14 protein-coding genes and 1 tRNA gene are annotated in these 17,314 nt (G+C 65.4%); 8 read left to right on the top strand and 7 right to left on the bottom strand.

Features of this window, described 5'->3' with window-relative positions:
- The first annotated feature begins 401 nt into the window (after positions 1-401).
- The 3 genes from FGS76_RS17900 (at position 402) to FGS76_RS17890 (ending at position 4,554) form a co-directional block, all read left to right on the top strand.
- Positions 402-1,880, top strand: coding sequence for a SulP family inorganic anion transporter (locus FGS76_RS17900; protein WP_205717289.1), 1,479 nt, complete (start codon positions 402-404; stop codon positions 1,878-1,880).
- Between the two features lie 26 nt (positions 1,881-1,906).
- The gene (locus FGS76_RS17895) at positions 1,907-2,752 is read left to right on the top strand and encodes a universal stress protein (protein WP_138774022.1); all 846 of its coding nucleotides are present in this window, start codon (positions 1,907-1,909) and stop codon (positions 2,750-2,752) included.
- A 206-nt stretch (positions 2,753-2,958) separates the two neighbouring features.
- Positions 2,959-4,554, top strand: a complete 1,596-nt coding sequence (locus FGS76_RS17890) for an isocitrate lyase (protein ID WP_138774021.1) — start codon at positions 2,959-2,961, stop codon at positions 4,552-4,554.
- Positions 4,555-4,737: 183 nt separating this feature from the next.
- On the opposite strand, the gene FGS76_RS17885 is transcribed toward FGS76_RS17890, so the two are convergent.
- Positions 4,738-4,938: a CsbD family protein gene (locus FGS76_RS17885; RefSeq protein WP_138774020.1), complete on the bottom strand. Its 201-nt coding sequence runs from the start codon at positions 4,936-4,938 to the stop codon at positions 4,738-4,740.
- 167 nt (positions 4,939-5,105) lie between these two features.
- Between FGS76_RS17885 and FGS76_RS17880 the strand changes: the two genes are divergently transcribed.
- Positions 5,106-5,423, top strand: coding sequence for a hypothetical protein (locus FGS76_RS17880; RefSeq protein ID WP_240692594.1), 318 nt, complete (start codon positions 5,106-5,108; stop codon positions 5,421-5,423).
- A gap of 53 nt (positions 5,424-5,476) precedes the next feature.
- Here the strand turns inward: FGS76_RS17880 and FGS76_RS17875 are convergent, their stop codons facing one another.
- The gene (locus tag FGS76_RS17875) at positions 5,477-6,934 is read right to left on the bottom strand and encodes a phospholipase D-like domain-containing protein (protein ID WP_138774019.1); all 1,458 of its coding nucleotides are present in this window, start codon (positions 6,932-6,934) and stop codon (positions 5,477-5,479) included.
- A 224-nt stretch (positions 6,935-7,158) separates the two neighbouring features.
- Between FGS76_RS17875 and FGS76_RS17870 the strand changes: the two genes are divergently transcribed.
- Positions 7,159-9,828 carry a DUF6351 family protein gene (locus tag FGS76_RS17870; protein WP_138774018.1) on the top strand — a complete coding sequence of 890 codons (2,670 nt, stop codon included), beginning with the start codon at positions 7,159-7,161 and terminating at the stop codon, positions 9,826-9,828.
- Between the two features lie 60 nt (positions 9,829-9,888).
- Here the strand turns inward: FGS76_RS17870 and FGS76_RS17865 are convergent, their stop codons facing one another.
- Complete coding sequence (locus FGS76_RS17865; RefSeq protein ID WP_138774017.1) at positions 9,889-11,691, bottom strand: beta-ketoacyl synthase; 1,803 nt, start codon at positions 11,689-11,691, stop codon at positions 9,889-9,891.
- A gap of 456 nt (positions 11,692-12,147) precedes the next feature.
- A complete protein-coding gene (locus FGS76_RS17860) occupies positions 12,148-13,329 on the bottom strand; it encodes an acetyl-CoA C-acyltransferase (RefSeq protein WP_138774016.1) in 1,182 nt (393 codons plus the stop codon).
- Between the two features lie 263 nt (positions 13,330-13,592).
- Here FGS76_RS17860 and FGS76_RS17855 point away from each other — a divergent pair, with 263 nt between their 5' ends.
- Positions 13,593-14,177 carry a superoxide dismutase gene (locus tag FGS76_RS17855; RefSeq protein ID WP_138774015.1) on the top strand — a complete coding sequence of 195 codons (585 nt, stop codon included), beginning with the start codon at positions 13,593-13,595 and terminating at the stop codon, positions 14,175-14,177.
- Between the two features lie 378 nt (positions 14,178-14,555).
- Positions 14,556-15,482 (top strand): hypothetical protein, encoded by a 927-nt coding sequence (locus tag FGS76_RS17850; protein ID WP_138774014.1) that lies wholly within the window; start codon positions 14,556-14,558, stop codon positions 15,480-15,482.
- 57 nt (positions 15,483-15,539) lie between these two features.
- Here the strand turns inward: FGS76_RS17850 and FGS76_RS17845 are convergent, their stop codons facing one another.
- Together FGS76_RS17845 and FGS76_RS17840 are read right to left on the bottom strand one after the other, a co-directional pair.
- Positions 15,540-15,902 carry a type II toxin-antitoxin system RelE/ParE family toxin gene (locus FGS76_RS17845; RefSeq protein WP_138774013.1) on the bottom strand — a complete coding sequence of 121 codons (363 nt, stop codon included), beginning with the start codon at positions 15,900-15,902 and terminating at the stop codon, positions 15,540-15,542.
- 2 nt (positions 15,903-15,904) lie between these two features.
- The gene (locus FGS76_RS17840) at positions 15,905-16,192 is read right to left on the bottom strand and encodes a type II toxin-antitoxin system ParD family antitoxin (RefSeq protein ID WP_138774012.1); all 288 of its coding nucleotides are present in this window, start codon (positions 16,190-16,192) and stop codon (positions 15,905-15,907) included.
- Between the two features lie 132 nt (positions 16,193-16,324).
- Between FGS76_RS17840 and FGS76_RS17835 the strand changes: the two genes are divergently transcribed.
- Positions 16,325-16,409, top strand: a tRNA-Leu gene (locus FGS76_RS17835).
- A 6-nt stretch (positions 16,410-16,415) separates the two neighbouring features.
- Here FGS76_RS17835 and FGS76_RS17830 read toward each other — a convergent pair.
- A complete protein-coding gene (locus FGS76_RS17830) occupies positions 16,416-17,228 on the bottom strand; it encodes an SDR family NAD(P)-dependent oxidoreductase (RefSeq protein ID WP_138774011.1) in 813 nt (270 codons plus the stop codon).
- Between the last annotated feature and the right edge of the window lie 86 nt (positions 17,229-17,314).

The raw sequence follows: 17,314 nt of genomic DNA, 5'->3' as shown, positions 1-17,314 counted from the left end.
GGCCCGCCGGGGCACCCCAATCGCGGCTAAAGCCGCTCCTACAGGTCGGGGCTCTGGGTGTTTTGTAGGAGCGGCTTCAGCCGCGATCACCCGCCGGCCTGTGGGGGCGCCCCCATCGCGGCTGAAGCCGCTCCTACACGTCCGCGGCGGCGCGGTCGCGGGGGCCGGGGCTCTGTGCTAGACTCGCCGCCCTCTTTGCCACCGACCCCGATTGCGATATGTCCATGGCGTCCAATCCGCCCTAGCGTTCCCACCCCCCGATCACCCTGAGTGATCCCGTCGGCCGTCTTCCGTGACGGCGTACCCGGCCCTCCGGCCGTAATTCTTGTGTGTTGTTGGTTTGCCGCGTCGGCGTGGCCGTGGTCCCGTTCCGTGCGGTTTTTTGTGAGAAGGATTCCGTTTTGCTGCCGTTGAAAGAAAACTGGTTTTCCAATGTTCGTGGCGACGTGCTGTCCGGCATCGTCGTGGCGCTGGCCCTGATCCCGGAGGCCATCGCGTTCTCGATCATCGCCGAGGTGGACCCCAAGGTGGGGTTGTACGCCTCTTTCTGTATTGCCGTGGTCACCGCCTTCGCCGGGGGCCGGCCGGGCATGATCTCCGCCGCCACCGGCGCCATGGCTCTGCTGATGGTGACCCTGGTGCGCGAGCACGGGCTGCAGTACCTGCTCGCCGCCACCGTGCTTACCGGGGTGCTGCAGATCATTTTCGGCATCTTCAAGCTGGCCACGGTGATGCGCTTCGTGTCGCGCTCGGTGGTCACCGGCTTCGTCAACGCCCTGGCGATTCTGATCTTCATGGCACAGATTCCCGAGCTGCTCGGCGTCACCTGGCACGTCTACGCCATGACCGCCGCCGGCCTGGGCATCATCTACCTGTTCCCGCTGCTGACCCGGGCGGTGCCATCGCCGCTGGTGTGCATTCTGGTGCTCACCGGGGTGGCGGTGTACTTCGGCCTGGAAATGCCCACCGTGGGCGATAAGGGCGCGCTGCCGGACAGCCTGCCGGTGTTCCTGTTGCCGGACATTCCCCTGTCCCTGGAAACCCTGCGCATCATCTTCCCGGTGTCGCTGACCATGGCGGTGGTGGGCCTGCTGGAATCGATGATGACCGCCACCATCGTCGACGACCTCACCGACACCGACAGCGACAAGCACCGCGAATGCCGGGGCCAGGGGATCGCCAACGTCGCCTCCGGTTTCCTCGGCGGCATGGCCGGCTGCGCCATGATCGGCCAGTCGGTGATCAACATGAAATCCGGCGGCCGCACCCGGTTATCCACCCTGATCGCCGGCGTGGTGCTGCTGGTGTTGGTGGTGTTCCTGGGCGACTGGGTGTCACGCATTCCCATGGCCGCCCTGGTGGCGGTGATGATCATGGTCTCCATCGGTACCTTCAGCTGGGAGTCGATCCTTAACCTGCGCCGCCACCCGCCCAGCAGCAGCGTGGTGATGGTGGTGACCGTGGTGGTCACCGTGCTCACCCACAACCTGGCCATCGGTGTGGGCATCGGCGTGCTGCTCAGCGCCCTGTTCTACGCCAACAAGGTGGGCCGGGTGTTCTACGTGTCCAGCGAGGCGGACCAGGCCGGCTACCAGCGTCATTATCAGGTGGTGGGGCAGGTGTTCTTTACCTCCGCGGACCGTTTCCTGGAGGCGTTCGACTACAAGGAAGGCCTGGAAAAAGTCACCATCGACGTGCACCGGGCCCGGTTCTGGGACATCACCGCCATCGGCGCCCTGGACAAGGCGGTGATCAAATTCCGTCGCGAGGGCACCGAGGTGGAAGTGATCGGCCTGGACGAGGCCAGCGCCACCCTGGTGGACAAGTACGCCGTCCATGACAAGCCGGACGCCGTGGAAAAAATGATGGGTGGCCACTGAGCCGCCCCCGGATTCGAGGATCGACCATGAGTCATGTGATTGCCTGCATCGACGGCTCCGCCGCCGCGGACAGCATTTGTGACCACGCCGCCTGGGCAGCCCGGCGCCTGGACGCGCCGCTGATGTTGCTGCACGTTCTCGACGAGGCCCGTTACCCCAGCGAGCCGAACCTGAGCGGCAATATCGGCCTGGGCACCCGGGAGGCGCTGCTCAAGGAATTGGCGGACCTGGACGCGCGCCGCAACCGCCTGGCCCTGGAGGAGGGCAAGGCGCTGCTGGAGGCGGCCCGCGAGCGGCTGCCGGCCGCCGGCCAGCCGTCGCCGGTGCTGCGCCAGCGCCACGGCAAGCTGCTCGACGCGGTGCGCGAACTGGACGACGACACCCGCCTGCTGGTGATCGGCAAGCAGGGCACCGACCATCCCGGCCACGACCAGATCGGCGACAACGTGGAAAAACTGATCCGTGGCGTGGACCGTTCGGTGCTGTTGGCGGTGGGACCCTTCCGGGAGCCCACCGGCCTGATGCTGGCCTACGACAACAGTCCGTCCATGCGCGACGGCGTGCGCCTGATCGCCAGCAGCCCGTTGCTGCGCGGGCTGCCCTGCCACCTGGTGCAGGTGAACGGCTCCGACGGCGACCGGGAAGGCGCCGCCTGGGCGGCGGAGCACCTGGAAAACAGTGGCCACCCGGTCACCGTGGCGGCCCTCAAGGGCGAGGTGGAGGCGAGCCTGCACCAGTACCAGGAGGAACGGAACCTGGACCTGGTGGTGATGGGGGCCTACGGCCATTCGCGGATTCGGGAATTCCTGATCGGCAGCACCACCGACCGCCTGATTCGCCATGCGCGGGTGCCCCATCTGATCCTGCGCTAACGGTGACTGACGGGTCGCCCGGCGTGGCGGCCCGGCGGCGGGCGGCGTTTTCGCCGCTAAGTGCCCGTTTTCGATGGACATTCACCAAAAAAATACCGGCTATCATCGATATTGATTGTTTTTATGAAAAGCCGGCTCCTAGAATGCGCGCAATCGGTGGCGGCGGCGTCGTCGATGTTCATTTCTTCTACTGACAAGGATCGACCATGTCACAGTACCTGAAAGAGATCGAAGCACTGAGCTCCGTGGTTGGCGCCAATAAGACCTGGCACGACATCAACCCGGAATCCGCTGTTCGCATGCGTCTCCAGAACCGTTTCAACACGCATCTGGACATCGCCAAGTACAACGCGAAGATCATGCGCGAAGACATGGCTGCCTATGACGCGGACACGTCCAAGTACACTCAGTCCCTGGGTTGCTGGCACGGCTTCATTGGTCAGCAGAAGATGATTTCCATCAAGAAACACTTCGGCAACACCAAGGGTCGTTACCTGTACCTGTCCGGCTGGATGGTTGCCGCGCTGCGTTCCGAGTTCGGTCCGCTGCCCGACCAGTCCATGCACGAGAAGACCGTGGTCGCTGATCTGATCCGCGAACTGTACACCTTCCTCAAGCAGGCTGACGCCTGGGAACTGAACCACCTGTTCCGCGACCTGGACGATGCCAAGGCCGCCGGTGACGAAGCCAAGCAGAAAGAGCTGATCAACAAGATCGACAACTTCGAAACCCACGTGGTGCCGATCATTGCCGACATCGACGCTGGTTTCGGTAACCCGGAAGCCACCTACCTGCTGGCCAAGAAGCTGATCGAAGCCGGTGCTTGCTGCATCCAGATCGAGAACCAGGTTTCCGACGAGAAGCAGTGTGGTCACCAGGACGGTAAAGTGACCGTTCCCCACGCCGACTTCCTGGCCAAGATCAACGCGGTGCGCTACGCGTTCCTGGAGCTGGGCGTGGACGACGGCGTGATCGTTGCCCGTACCGACTCCCTGGGTGCCGGCCTGACCCAGAAGATCGCCATGACCAGCGAGCCGGGCGACCTGGGTGACAAGTACAACAGCTTCCTGGACGGTGAGGAAATCGCCAGCGCCGAGGACATCAACAACGGTGACGTTGTGATCAAGCAAGGTGGCAAGCTGGTTCGTCCCAAGCGCCTCGCTTCCGGCCTGTTCGAATTCAAGAAAGGCACCGGCGTGGACCGCGTGGTTCTGGACTGTGTTACCAGCCTGCAAAACGGCGCCGACCTGCTGTGGATCGAAACCGAGAAGCCGCACGTTGGTCAGATCGCCGAGATGGTTAACCGCATCCGCGAGGAAGTGCCGGACGCCAAGCTGGTTTACAACAACAGCCCGTCCTTCAACTGGACCCTGAACTTCCGTCAGCAGGTGTTCGACGCCTGGGAACAGGAAGGCAAGGACGTGTCCTCCTACGACCGCGCCAAGCTGATGAGCCAGGAATACGACGACACCGAGCTCGGCAAGCTGGCCGACGAGTGGACTCAGGACTTCCAGCGCAAGGCGTCCGCCGAAGCGGGCATCTTCCACCACCTGATCACTCTGCCGACTTACCACACCGCCGCCCTGTCCACGGACAACCTGGCGAAAGGTTACTTCGGCGACGAAGGCATGCTGGCCTACGTAGCGGGTGTTCAGCGTAAGGAAATCCGCGAAGGCATCGCCACCGTGAAGCACCAGGACATGGCCGGTTCCAACATCGGTGATGACCACAAAGAGTACTTCTCCGGTGAAGCCGCGCTGAAAGCCGGTGGTAAAGACAACACCATGAACCAGTTCGGCTAAGAACCGGTTCGGTGTTCAGTAAAAAGGGCGGGACCTTGCGGTCCCGCCCTTTTTTTATGTCACCTGATTGGTGCCGTAGGAGCGACTTCAGTCGCGATTGAAGCCCACTGTTGCCTCGTTTATCGCGACTGAAGTCGCTCCTACAGTCTCTGCTTAACAGTCGCTCCTACACAGGCGCGCCTGTCAGCCGTGCTTACCCAGCCATTCGTCGGCCTGACGCTCGGCGTCCTCGCGGGTGGAGCCGTAGCGCTCCTGGATCTTGCCGACCAGCTTGTCCTTGCGTCCTTCGATCTGCTTGAGATCGTCGTCGGTGAGCTTGCCCCAGTTCTTCTTGGCGTCGCCCATCATCTGTTTCCACTTACCCTTCAGAGTATCGCTGTTCATTGCTGACTCCATGCGTTAACGGCGAATTGGAGAATCCAGTATGCGCCAGTTGGCGACAATTCGAAGCCATGACCGATTACATTTAGCGTTCTTTTAAGAAGTTTACAGTGCGGCCGGTGGCGTGCCGGTTCGCGGTGGACTTGCCGGATGAAAGGACGGGCGCCATCATGGGCGCCTTTCACGGCGAGGGCATTACCATGGCGGCGGTACTGGCGGGCGGTCTGATCATGATCTGGCTGGCGTTGAGCGGCGCTCGGGCGCTGTTGGCGGCGTTGTCCGTGACCCTGCACCGGCCGGCGCGGCTGGCCGCCCCGTTGCTGCTGGCGGCTCTGGAAACCCTGCTGTTTCTACTGGCGGTGCCCGCCGGCACCTTGCTGCCGGAACCCCAGCGCTGGCCGCTGGCCTGGACCCTGGTGGCGCTGGCCTGGCTGATCAACGGCGCGGTCTCCCTGCGCCTCTGGCGGGTTGGGATCACCGCGCGTTGATAACCGGCCCGTAGGAGCGGCCGGGCGGCGTTCCGCTTCAGCCGCGATCCGGCCTAAAACGTGGACCAACCGGTGAATTCCATCACCCGGTACAGGCCATACCGCCAGCGGGAGTCGTCCGCGAAATCCTCGTAGGGCAGGCTGAACACCTTGCCGTCCGGGTTCGACCAGCGCTTCTGAAAGATCTCCCGGGCCGCCCGGATGGTCGGGTCGCCGGCTTCCGCCACCAGTTCCACGCTGGTTTCCAGATTCAGGTTGTCCAGGTTGCGGCGCGTGTAGTTGGCCGAGCCGAGAATCAGCGTGGCCGGCCGGTGAGCGCCGTAGCGCAGCAGCATCTTGGTATGGCATTGCTCGCCGTGGGTGGCGCACCAGCGCACCGGCACCCCGGCGCGGTGCAGTTCCCAGGCCACCTGGCGGTTGGGCACGCCATTCTTCTCGCGGCCGAAGGCATCCTTGTTCGGGTCCAGCAGTAACCGCAGGCGCACGCCTCTCTCCTGGGCGGCGGCCAGGGCTTCCACCAGCGGCCGCTGGGACAGATAGAACACGCCCACGTCCAGGTGCTGGCCGGCGCGGGCGCCGTTCACCGTTTCCAGCAGGGCGTCGCGGATCGCCCCTTCGTCCAGTACCCGCAGGCGCGGGCCTTTTTCCACGGCGGCCGGCGCCGGCGGGGCCGGCCAGTTGTCCCCCAGGTTGGCGCCGGAGAAGTTCGCCACCGCCAGCTCCGACTGCAGCAGATCCAGGGCCGCCGGGCCGCTGAAGCGCAGTGCCAGATTGGAGTGGGCGCTGCTGGCATCGTGGGCGTTGGCGGAGGTCACCAGGCCGGTCCATTGGTTGCCTTCGTCCACCACCAGGGTTTTGCGGTGGTTGGCCTTGAAGTTGATCAGGCTGAGATAGGTGCGCAGGGTCACCTTGCCGTCGCCGGTGGGGTTGGGCAGCCAGCCGCCTTCGGTGCTGTTGCCGAACCACTGGCAGCACAGCCGCCACAGGCCGGACCAGGTGGGATTGGAATCGCGCAGCCGGGTCAGATCGGTGAACACCACCTCCACGCCGGCGTCGCGGAGCCGTTGCAGATGGGGCGCCGCCACGCCGCCGTACAAGGTATTGAACGGGTCGGTGATCAGCACCGCGCGCACGTGCGGACGCTGCTGTTTGCGCGCCACCAGGGCGTCGGTGAGCTGCTCGCTGAGCGGCCGCAGGCTGTCGGTGGTGGCACCGGCCATGTCGTTGTACAGGAACATGTCCACCACGATCAGCTTGTCCGCCTGACCGATCAGCCGGAAAAACTCATCGAAGATCGCCTGATCATACTGGCGCCCGGCTTCCTCGCCGGCGTCCCCTTCCACCCAGGTGTCGTCGGCCAGCAACGCCAGGTTCTCCGCGTCGCGCACCGGCCAGGCCCGGCCCACGTCTTCCGGGAGGGGTTTGTAACGGTGATAAAGGGCGGTGAGCAGCCAGGCGCAAAGCAGTACAAGCAGCAGCAGGCGAAGCGGGCGGGGACGGTGTCTAGGCATGGTCTTCCGTGGGTTGGTGAATCGGGTGAGACGTAAGCTTCGGGCCTGGGGCTTGCCGCTGCAAGCGGCGCCGCCTTTGGACGGTGCCAAAAGGGGCCGAGCCGGTAACACGTTGTTTACGGAGGTAACCAGGGGGCAACGATTGCGCAATAGTGTTCGTATCCACCACTGCGCACACTGAAGACGAGCCGGAACACCGGCTTTCATCTTCGGGAGATATAACAATGAAAAAAACGACCACGGCCGCTTTGTTGGCGGCTTTGTTGGCGCTCACCGCCTGTGGCGGTGGGGGTGGTTCCTCCAGCGGTGGCGGCAGTGTCGGCGGAGGAGGTGGCACCCCCAATCCCTCCGAACCGGAACCGCAACCGGAGGCCGGCGAGGGCCGCATCCAGGTGCTGTCCAACCGCGCGGATCTGATCAGCGGCGGCGACGCGCTGATCCGCGTGGAGGCGGACGACCCGGCCAATCTGCGCGGCGCGCGCCTGCTGGTGGGCGGTGAGCCGGCCCGGGCGGAGCTGGTGGCGGACGGCGACGGCGGCCTCAAGGGGCTGGTCAGCGGCCTGGCCCTGGGCGAGAACCGCCTGCGTGTGGTGCTGGCCGACGACACCGTGCTGGACCGCACCGTGATCAACCATCCCAATGGCGGGCCGGTGTTCTCCGGGCCGCAGATTCAGCCCTGGCGCTGCACCAATGCGGCGGCGGTGGATGCGCAGTGCAATCAGCCGGCGGAGTACCGGTTCAAGTACGTCCCCGCCGACCGGCTGCGGGCGCTGATTACCGGCTTCGACCCGATGAACCCGGGGCTGCCCGCCAGCTTCCTGGACTACGATCCGGACCAGCCGCCGCCGGCGGAGGAGATCGCCACGGTAACCACCGACACCGGCGTGGAGGTGCCCTTTATCGTGCGCGTGGAGACCGGCGTGCAGAACCGGGACCGCTACCAGATCATGACCCTCTACCGGCCCGGCCAGCCCTGGACCGCCACCGCGCCCCAGGACCAGTGGAACGGCAAGCTGCTGATTCACCACGGCGGTAACGTGGGCGTCAGCTTCGCCATGGGCGAGCCGCCCAATGGCGACATCGCCGGCACCGCCCCGGACGGCGCCGAGCTGTTGCTGGGCGACAGCATCAGCGTGGCCCTGGGGCGGGGGTTCATGACCCTGTCCACCGCCCAGGCCAATCTCGGGCACAACGTTAATCTGGTGACCGCCGCCGAGTCGCTGATGATGGCCAAGGAACGCATCGTCGAGCAGTACGGCGAGTTGCGCTACACCATCGGCACCGGCTGCTCCGGCGGCGCCATCGCCCAGCAGCACGTGGCCAACGCCTACCCGGGCATCTACCAGGGGCTGATCGTGCAGTGCTCCTACCCGGACGTGTGGACCACCGCCACCCAGTTCGCCGACTACAATCTGCTGAGCCGCTACTTCGGCAACCAGATCCCGGAAGGCCCGGAGGACTTTGTTTCGGTGGTCAGCCGGCTGCTCGGCTCCGGGGTGATTCCGGTGGCGCAATGGTCCGCGTTCTACGGCCATCTGCCGCTTAACCCGGTGCTTTCGGATCTGGCGTTCTTTCCGTCCGCGTCCCCGGACCAGGCCGACTGTCCGGGGCTGGAGGAGGGCGTCACTGTTTATGACAGAGAGAGCGCGCCGGACGGCCTGCGCTGCGGCCTGCTGGATTACATGAAGAACCAGTTCGGCACCCGCCCGCCGGAGGTGTGGAGCCCCAACGAGTCGCTGCTGTCGCGGGGCTTCACCGGCATTCCCCTGGACAACACCGGCGTGCAATATGGCCTGCGGGCTCTGCAGCAGGGGCTGATCAGCGGTAACCAGTTCATCAACCTGAACCGGGACATCGGCGGCCTGGACGTGGACATCGATCCGCAGCCGGCGCGCACCGTGGCCGACCCGCGAACGCTGCGGAACGCCTACCGCACCGGCGCCATCAACACCGCCGAGCACCTGGGCAATGTGCCGATCATCGACCTGCGCGGACCGGACCCGGGGCTGGCCCACGACGCCTACCACTCCTGGCAGATGCGCGCGCGCCTGGAAGCCGCCCAGGGTAACGCCGACAACCAGGTGATCTGGTACGGCGCCTTCCCGTTGGCCGGTGACACCGTCTATACCACCGAGGCGCTGCTGGTGATGGACCGCTGGCTGGCCGACATCGAAGCGGACGCCGGTGACGCGCCGCTGGCCGACAAGGTGGTGGCCAACAAACCGATCCAGGCCCGCGACCGTTGTCTGTCGGTGTCGTCGCTGCTGGGCGCGGACGGGCCCATCGTGCCGTTCACCGGCAACTTGCTGTATCCGGACCCGATCCTGCCCGGCCTGGACCTGAGCCTGCTGCCGCCGCCGCCCTCGGAACTGGGCGTGGTGGTGGACGCGGTCACCGGGCAGCTGTGTGGCCTGGACGTGGACGGGCTGGTGGACACGGTGGGCGGTTCCCTGGGGCTGGACGGCCTGTTGGGCCCCATTCTCAACCCGCTGCTGGGGCTGGCGGACCCGCTGCTGGCGCTTACCGATCCGGTGGTGGACCTGCAGCAGCTGCTGGTGCAGACCCGCTTCGGCACCCCGCGCACGGTGGCCGGTGACGATGTCACCACCCTCACCAACAAATGCGCCCTGCGGCCGGTGGACCCGGCGGATTACCCGGTCAACCCGCTCACCGGAGTGTTCAGCTCCGAGGCCTTCGCGGCCCGGGTCAGCGAGGTCTTCCCGGATGGGGTGTGCGATTACAGCCAGCCGCCGGTGGGCCGGGTGCCGACCCTGACCTGGCTGAGCTATGGCAACGCCGAGCGGGTGATCACCGGCGGCCAGCCGATGAACGACGCCGCCGCCGAGGATTCCCGGAGCGGCTGGGCCACCCCGGCGTTTCAGGTAGGGATGTGAAGGCTATCGCGGCTGAAGCCGCTCCTACGGCACGTTGTGTAGGAGCGACTTCAGTCGCGATCAGCGGTAGTCGTCGAAGCCGCTGTCGTCCTTGAACGTCAGCGGCTGCTCCCAACCGGGCAGGCGGATGTCCTTGTCGGTGACGGTAAGATCGTCGCCGTTCAGCACTCCATCGTTGAAGTGATACTCGGGCACCACCTGGCCGGCCAGGGCGCGGCGGTCGTAGTCGGCGGCCGCGTCGCGGGTGGCGGCCACCCGGTCGCGCCAGGCGTCCAGGGCCCGCTCGCCGTGGCGGCGGGCCAGCAGGTCGGTGGCCCGTTGCGGTGACAGCACCACGGCGGTGGCGTTGTTGCCGCCGAAGCCCTTGGAGTTGAGCAGCGCCGCCGAGGGCCGCAGTTCGCGGTGGTCCCGGGACAGGGACAGGCGGTCGGCGTGCAGATCGTCGGCGAACCGGTCCACGGTGGCGATGCCCGGCAGCAGGCCGTCGTTGAAGGTACCCAGGGTGGCGGCCAACTGGTCGCCGCCGGCGCTGCCCAGGGAATGCCCCACATAGGCCTTGATCGCCGCCACCGGCCAGTCGTGGATGCCGAAGGCATGGGCCACCTGGTTGATAACGTGGGATTCGGTAACCCGGTTCTGCGGGGTGCCGGTGCCGTGGGCGTGCACCAGGGTTTCCTGGCGCAGAGCGTCCTCGCCGATCAGCTGGCGCACCAGGTGGGCGCTGCGCGACAGGGTCAGATAGTTGCCGATGCCCGGCGAGGAAATCGACTTCTTGGCGCCGTCGGCGTGCACGAACACGTCCGGCACGGCGCCGAGGATGTCCGCGCCCAGTTCCAGGGCCAGGGCATCGTCCATCAGCACCGCGAACTGGGCGGACTCCGACATGGTGAAGCCGCAGTTGTCGCCGAACGGCCGGCACGCCCGGCGCAGGTCCGGCCGGTCGGCGCCGTCCAGCGCCGCCAGGTCGTCGTCCTCGGCCAGCGCGCCCATGGCGCGGTAGCCTTCCATCACTTCCGGCACCAGCGGCGCCTCGCTGGTGCCCACCACCACCAGCCGCGCGCGGCCGGCGCGGATGGCGTGCACCGCCCGCTCCAGGTTGTACAGGAAGGTGGCGCAGGCGCCCAGCAGGCCGCCGGTGCCGCCGGCGCTGCGCAGCACATAGGCGTTGATGAAGTCGGCGGTCATCTCGCCGAGCCCCAACGGGCACTGTTTGGAGGTGGTGCGCTGGCCCAGGGCCGGGGCGCGCATCATGCCGCCCAGGCCGGCGTCGTCCAGCTGCGCCATGGCGTTGGAGGCGAACACCGCCACCTGATCCGGCGCCAGCCGGCCACGCAGCTGCTCCCAGGGAATGCCGAGCATGCCGAACGCATCACTGACGCCGTAGATGGCCATCTGCAGGGCGCGGGGATGGTTGCGCGAGGCGTACAGGGCGGCCGGGTCGAAGCCGTCCGGCAACTGGCCGGCGGCGCTCACCCGGCGGGCGATGGGCGTGGGCACCCGCAGGCCGGCCCCGGCGGGCAGGGTGACGCGGCTGCGCTGGCGGCTGATCGGCTCCACCCGCCAACCGGCGGGCACCGGGTCGGGGAGATCCAGGTTACGCATTTCCAGCGTCACCGGGCTGTCGCTGTGGCCGTTCACCGCCATGGACAGACGGCGATCCGCCGGCAACCCGCGAATCAGGGTGCCGTTGAGCAGCGCCTCCCGCCCGTGGCCGCCGGTGAGCGCCGCCAGCGAGGCCAGGGTGCTGTCCTGCCGGGCCGGCTCCAGGGCATCGAACACCAGACGGCGAAAACCATGATGCAAGGACGTGCGGCCGGCGGCATTGATGCCACCCATGGCGGTAATGACGGGCAGGGCGGACATAGAACTCCCCAGAATGTGACTGAACGGTCGATTCTAGGCGCCCGCGACACTTTTGCGTATTGGTCAGAGGGGTTGATGTTGCAACGGGATATTACGGCCGCCCTGGGGGGCGGCAGCTGCAAGCCGCAAGCTGCAAGCGGCAGGCTGGCCGTGGGGGCCGTGCCACAGGCGGCCAGTTGAAAGTTTAAAGTTTAAAGTTGAAAGGGCCTGGTCGGAGGGGCCCTGCGTGGCCGAGAGGGTTTACCGCCCTTCAAGAGTGGGTACGGTCCCTGTCCCTGCACGGCCAGCTTGTGGCTTGCGGCCTGTGGCTTGTAGCCCGAACGCGGGCATGGCCCAACCGCCTCCAATCCGCCAACCCGCGTTTCAACTTTTAACTTTCAACTTTCAACTGGGTACCGACCGGCACGACCCCTCCGCTTTAATTCGGCCTGCAGCTTGCCGCTTGCAGCTTGAAGCTCAGAAAACCTCGACCGCCACCGCCGTGGCCTCGCCACCGCCAATACAAAGACTGGCGATGCCGCGTTTGCCGCCGGTGCGTTTGAGGGCGTGGATCAGGGTGAGGATGATGCGTGAGCCGGTGGAGCCGATGGGGTGGCCCAGGGCGCAGGCGCCGCCGTGGATGTTGAGCTTGTCGTGGGGAATGCCCAGGTCGAGCATCGGCATCATGGCGACCATGGCGAAGGCTTCGTTGATTTCGAACAGGTCCACGTCGTCCACGGTCCAGCCCACTTTTTTCAGCAGTTTCTCGGTGGCGCCGATGGGGGCGATGGTGAACTCGCCGGGGTGGCGGCTGTTGGTGGCGTGGCCGAGCAGCCGCGCCAGCGGTTTGAGGCCGCGTTGTTCGGCCACGCTTTCGCGGGCCAGTACCAGCGCCGAGCCGCCGTCGGAGATGGAGCTGGCGTTGGCGGCGGTGACGGTGCCGTCTTTCTTGAACGCCGGCTTCAGGGTGGGAATCTTGTCGATGTTGGCGTTGCCCGGCTGTTCGTCGGTGTCGACCACGGTTTCGCCTTTGCGGGTGGTTACCGTCACCGGCACGATCTCGTCGGCGAACCAGCCATTGGCGATGGCCGCCTGGGCCCGCTTCAGGGATTCGATGGCGAAGTCGTCCATTTGCTCGCGGGTGATGCCGCGCTGGTCCGCCACGTCCTGGGCGAAGGAACCCATCAGGCGGCCGGTCTCGGCGTCTTCCAGGCCGTCCAGGAACATGTGGTCGAACACCTGGCCATGGCCCATGCGGTAGCCGGCGCGGGCTTTTTCCAGCAGGTAAGGCGCATTGCTCATGGATTCCATGCCGCCGCTGACCACGATGTCGTGGCTGCCGGCCTTGATCATGTCGTGGCAGAACATGGTGGCGCGCATGCCGGAGCCGCACAGCTTATTAATGGTGGTGGCACCGGTGCCGTCGGGCAGGCCGGCCAGGCGCATGGCCTGACGGGCGGGGCCCTGTTTGAGGCCGGCGGGCAGCACGCAACCCATTACCACGTCCTCGATATCGGCGGCGTCCAGGCCGGCGCGGGCCACCGCTTCGCGGATGCTGGCGGCGCCCAGTTGCGGGGCGCTCATCGGTGCCAGCGCACCCTGGAAGCCGCCCATGGCGGTGCGCGCCCCGTTGACGATGACGACGGAATCGTTGGCCATGTAAATTCTCCGAGGAAAAATATTCTTGAAAAAAACGTGGCTCATTCTACTTGAGATACCCGGCCGGGTCCCCATGTGAGTTTGTCCATGCACGCCCGCGAATCAAAGGAAAGAGCAATCATTCTCAACAAGGGGTCAAATCGCGTAAAAGGTGCCGACCGTGGTGCCGGGCCGTCAGTGGTTCGCGGTTAAGCTGCTTGTTATGATGCTGCCGAAATTCGCAGTGCGAATGGTAATTCGACCAACCGTCAGGGGAATTGACTATGGCTTTTGAACTTCCGCCGCTTCCGTATGAGAAAGACGCTCTCGAACCGCACATTTCCGCGGAGACCCTCGAGTACCATCACGGCAAGCATCACAACGCCTATGTCACCAAGCTCAATGACATGATCAAGGGCACCGATGACGAAGGGAAATCCCTGGAAGAGATCATCAAGAGCGCCAAAGGTGGTCTGTTCAACCAGGCGGCCCAGGTCTGGAACCACACCTTCTACTGGAACAGCCTGAGCCCGAACGGCGGTGGCGAGCCCACCGGCGCCCTGGCTGACGCCATCAACAAGAAGTTCGGTTCCTTCGACAAGTTCAAGGAAGAGTTTGAAGCCAAGGGTGCTGGCAACTTCGGTTCCGGCTGGACCTGGCTGGTGAAAACCTCCGATGGTGGCGTGGACATCGTCAACACCGACGACGCCGACACCCCGATCGCCCACGACAACGGCCACACGCCGCTGATGACCGTGGACGTGTGGGAGCACGCCTACTACATCGACTACCGCAATGCCCGTCCCAAGTATCTGTCTTCCATCTGGAACCTGATCAACTGGGACTTCGCGGCCAAGAACTTCGCGTAAGGAAGTACCGAACACCTTCCATCGCCGCATCCGCGGCCGCCGTTGGCGGCCGCCCTTCGGGGCGCCGCCGGGGGCCCGCTCTCCGCGTTGCGGCCTCTTGACGTAGCGCTGCTACGCCTGCGAGTCCGCGCCTTGAGAGCGATCCCCCGGCGACGCCGGAAGCGGCGCTGGAAGGCGCCCGGCACTTCCAGCTATAAAGAACCGTTTTTAACAACACCCCTTTGTTTCCCTCTCTCCCTCCTTCTCCTTGAGAGGAAAGGTCGTGACGGGCGGGTGGAACTTTCCTTTGTCTTTTCCGCACCAAGCCCCCAGCTCCGTGCGCCGATCCCGGCGGACGGGTAACATGCGTGTTTTCTTACTTCGTACAGGAATTCGCCAATGACCCAAGATCGCGACGTGAAACTGGGTGATATCGACGACGTGAACGTGGACGACCCCCGCCGCCGGTCCACCGCTCAGGAGCGTCCGCCGCGGGGCGGCGGCGGTGCGGGTAACGGCGGTAAAGGCGGCGGCCGGGGCGGCGATGGTGGTGGCCGTGGCGACCGGCCGGCGCCCCGTCGGGCGCCGCCACCGCGCGACGACGAGCGCGGCGGCTCCGGCGGCTGGATCATTCTCACCCTGGTGCTGGCCGTGGTGCTGGCGGTAGCGTGCACTTACTTCTACCGGGAGATCAGCAGCCTGCAGGGGCAAATGGAAAGCCGCATGGGCATGTCCTCCGAGCAACTGGAGAACCTGCAGGCCCGGCTCTCCGCCACCGACGAATCTTTGGACCAGTCGTCCGGCAAACTGCGCGGCACCCTCAGCGAGCACAGCAAGGCCATCGACACCAACAGTGCCGAGATCCGCAAGCTCTGGGACCTGAGCAACAAGCGCAACAAGGATTTGATCGAGGAAAACCAGAAGAACCTGGCCAGCGTCCAGAAAAGCCTCAAGGACAACCAAAGCGCCACCGCCGCCCTCAAGAAAACCGTGGACGGCTATGACCAGAACATCAAACAGGCCCGCGACCAGATCGCCGACCTGCAGAAGAAAGTGGACAGCGCGGTCAAGGCGGTCAACGACGCCAACGGCCAGTGGCGCACCCAGCTCAGCCAGCTGGAAACCCAGGTGGACGTGGTGGTCGATACCGTCAAACAGCTGGAGCAGCAGAACCAAGCCCAGAAACAGGCCCTGGCCAAACTGCAAAGCAACCAGGCCGGCACCGACCGGCTCAACCAGCGTCTTTCCAATATCGAGGACGCCATCAAGGCGTTCGACCAGTACCGGCTGCAGGTCAATAACCGGCTGGATCGCATCGAGCAGTAAAACCCGTACTTCGCTCAGACCTGCTCATACCCGCTCAGCCCTTCAAGGGCTGAGCGACTATTTCCAGGGCGCGTCCGCGTCCAGATGCCGAGCCAGTTCCATGGCGTCGTGGAGGACCCGGCCGATCAGAATGCGCTCGGCCTCGACACGGTAGATCACAAAGTGGCGGGGACGCCGCACCACACCCGGATCAGTACGCGCTCGCTCGCGACTCAGCTGAAGGTGCCAGGAACGAACGCCTTGACCCAGCTCGGGGCGCTCAACACTACCCGGCCTCGCCGGTTGATGGGCAAGGTCCCGCAAGGCGGTGGCCAGAAGCGCCTGATAGCGCACCCGGGCCGCTGCTCCGAACCGCTCATGCGTCCAGCCAAGAAGGTCGCGGATATCGTCCTGCGCGGCGGCGGGGAGAACATAGCGCATGGTTAATCGCGGGTTCTTTCCCGAGCAGCGGTGTGCCCCAATTGGTCCAGGTAATCGTCCAGCCGGTCGTCGGCCACTTCCTGATAGCGCCCGGCGTCAATATCGGACCACCCTCTGGCGGCGGCGTCCTTGAGTACCTGCAGTCTGGCCGCTTCCTGTTGCTCGCGCAGTTCGACCATGCGCAGGCCTTCCCTCAACACTTCGCTGGCATTCTGATACCGGCCCGACCGGACCAGTTTTTCCACCAGCTCATGTTGATGATCACTGAGAACCACATTGCGCGTTGGCACGGTGGGCGCTCCTTGGTAAATGACGATCACAAGAATAGTGCCGTTGGCATAAACTGCCAATGGCGGGCCGCGCCGCTCCACGCCGGCCTCATCAGTGGTATTCCCCCGGCCGGCTGCTACAATGTCGCGCCTGCGCCAGTGGTGGAATTGGTAGACACGTCAGGTTTAGGTCCTGATGCCGCAAGGTGTGGGGGTTCAAGTCCCTCCTGGCGCACCATTCGTTTTATCCCTCCCGGTTTCCTTTCAGCTTCGCCTTGAGGCGCTTATCCATGCGCCGGAACAACGGCTGTGTGTATTTCACCGCCGGGCCGGGCATGGCCGCCAGTACCAGGCTGCCCACCGTGCCCAGGGGGCTGCCCACCCGCGCCGGTTGGTCGCGCAGCGCCTTGAGCAGCCAGCCGGCGGCGTCTTCCACCTTCATCATGCGCATGTGCTTGTAGATCGAGGTGCGGCTGGACATGGGCGTGCGCACCATCGGGAAATAGACCACGGTGGCGCGGATGCCCTTGTGGCCCAGTTCCGCGTTCAGCGAACGGGAGTAGGATTCCAGCGCGGCCTTGCTGGCCAGATAGGCCGAGAACAGCGGGATCGGCACCTGGGCGGACAGGGTGGAGGCGTTGACCACATGGCCGTGGCCTTGCTCCAGAAAGCGCGGGATCAGCCCCATGGTCATGCGCAGGGCGCCGAAGTAGTTGAGCTGCATGGTGCGCTCGTAGTCGTGGATGCGGTCCAGCGCGTCCAGGATCGGGCGGCGGATGGAGTGGGCGGCATTGTTGACCAGGGCGTCCACCCTGGGGTGTTCGGCGAGCAGAGCGTCCAGGGCGGTGTCGATGCTGTCCGGGTGGGTCAGGTCGGTGGGGTAGATCCAGGCGCGGCCGCCGTCGGCGTGGATGTCGGCCTGCACCCGGGCCAGTTCCTCTTCGCGGCGGGCCACCAGACACAGCCGGGCGCCCCGGCGCGCCAGTTGCCGGGCGGCTTCCTCGCCAATGCCGCTGGAGGCGCCGGTCAGCACGATGGTTTTGCCGTTGAAGCTCATGGAGGGTCTCCGTGATGGGGTGCAGGCGACCATGTTGACCGGCGCGGTGGGCAAAGAAAATGACCGGGTTGGCGATGTGAGTGTTG

This window comes from Alloalcanivorax gelatiniphagus (assembly GCF_005938655.1).
In the GTDB taxonomy this organism is placed as follows: domain Bacteria; phylum Pseudomonadota; class Gammaproteobacteria; order Pseudomonadales; family Alcanivoracaceae; genus Alloalcanivorax; species Alloalcanivorax gelatiniphagus.
The sequence above is the reverse complement of the archived record's forward strand: the minus strand, read 5'-3'. Positions and strand labels throughout refer to the sequence as shown.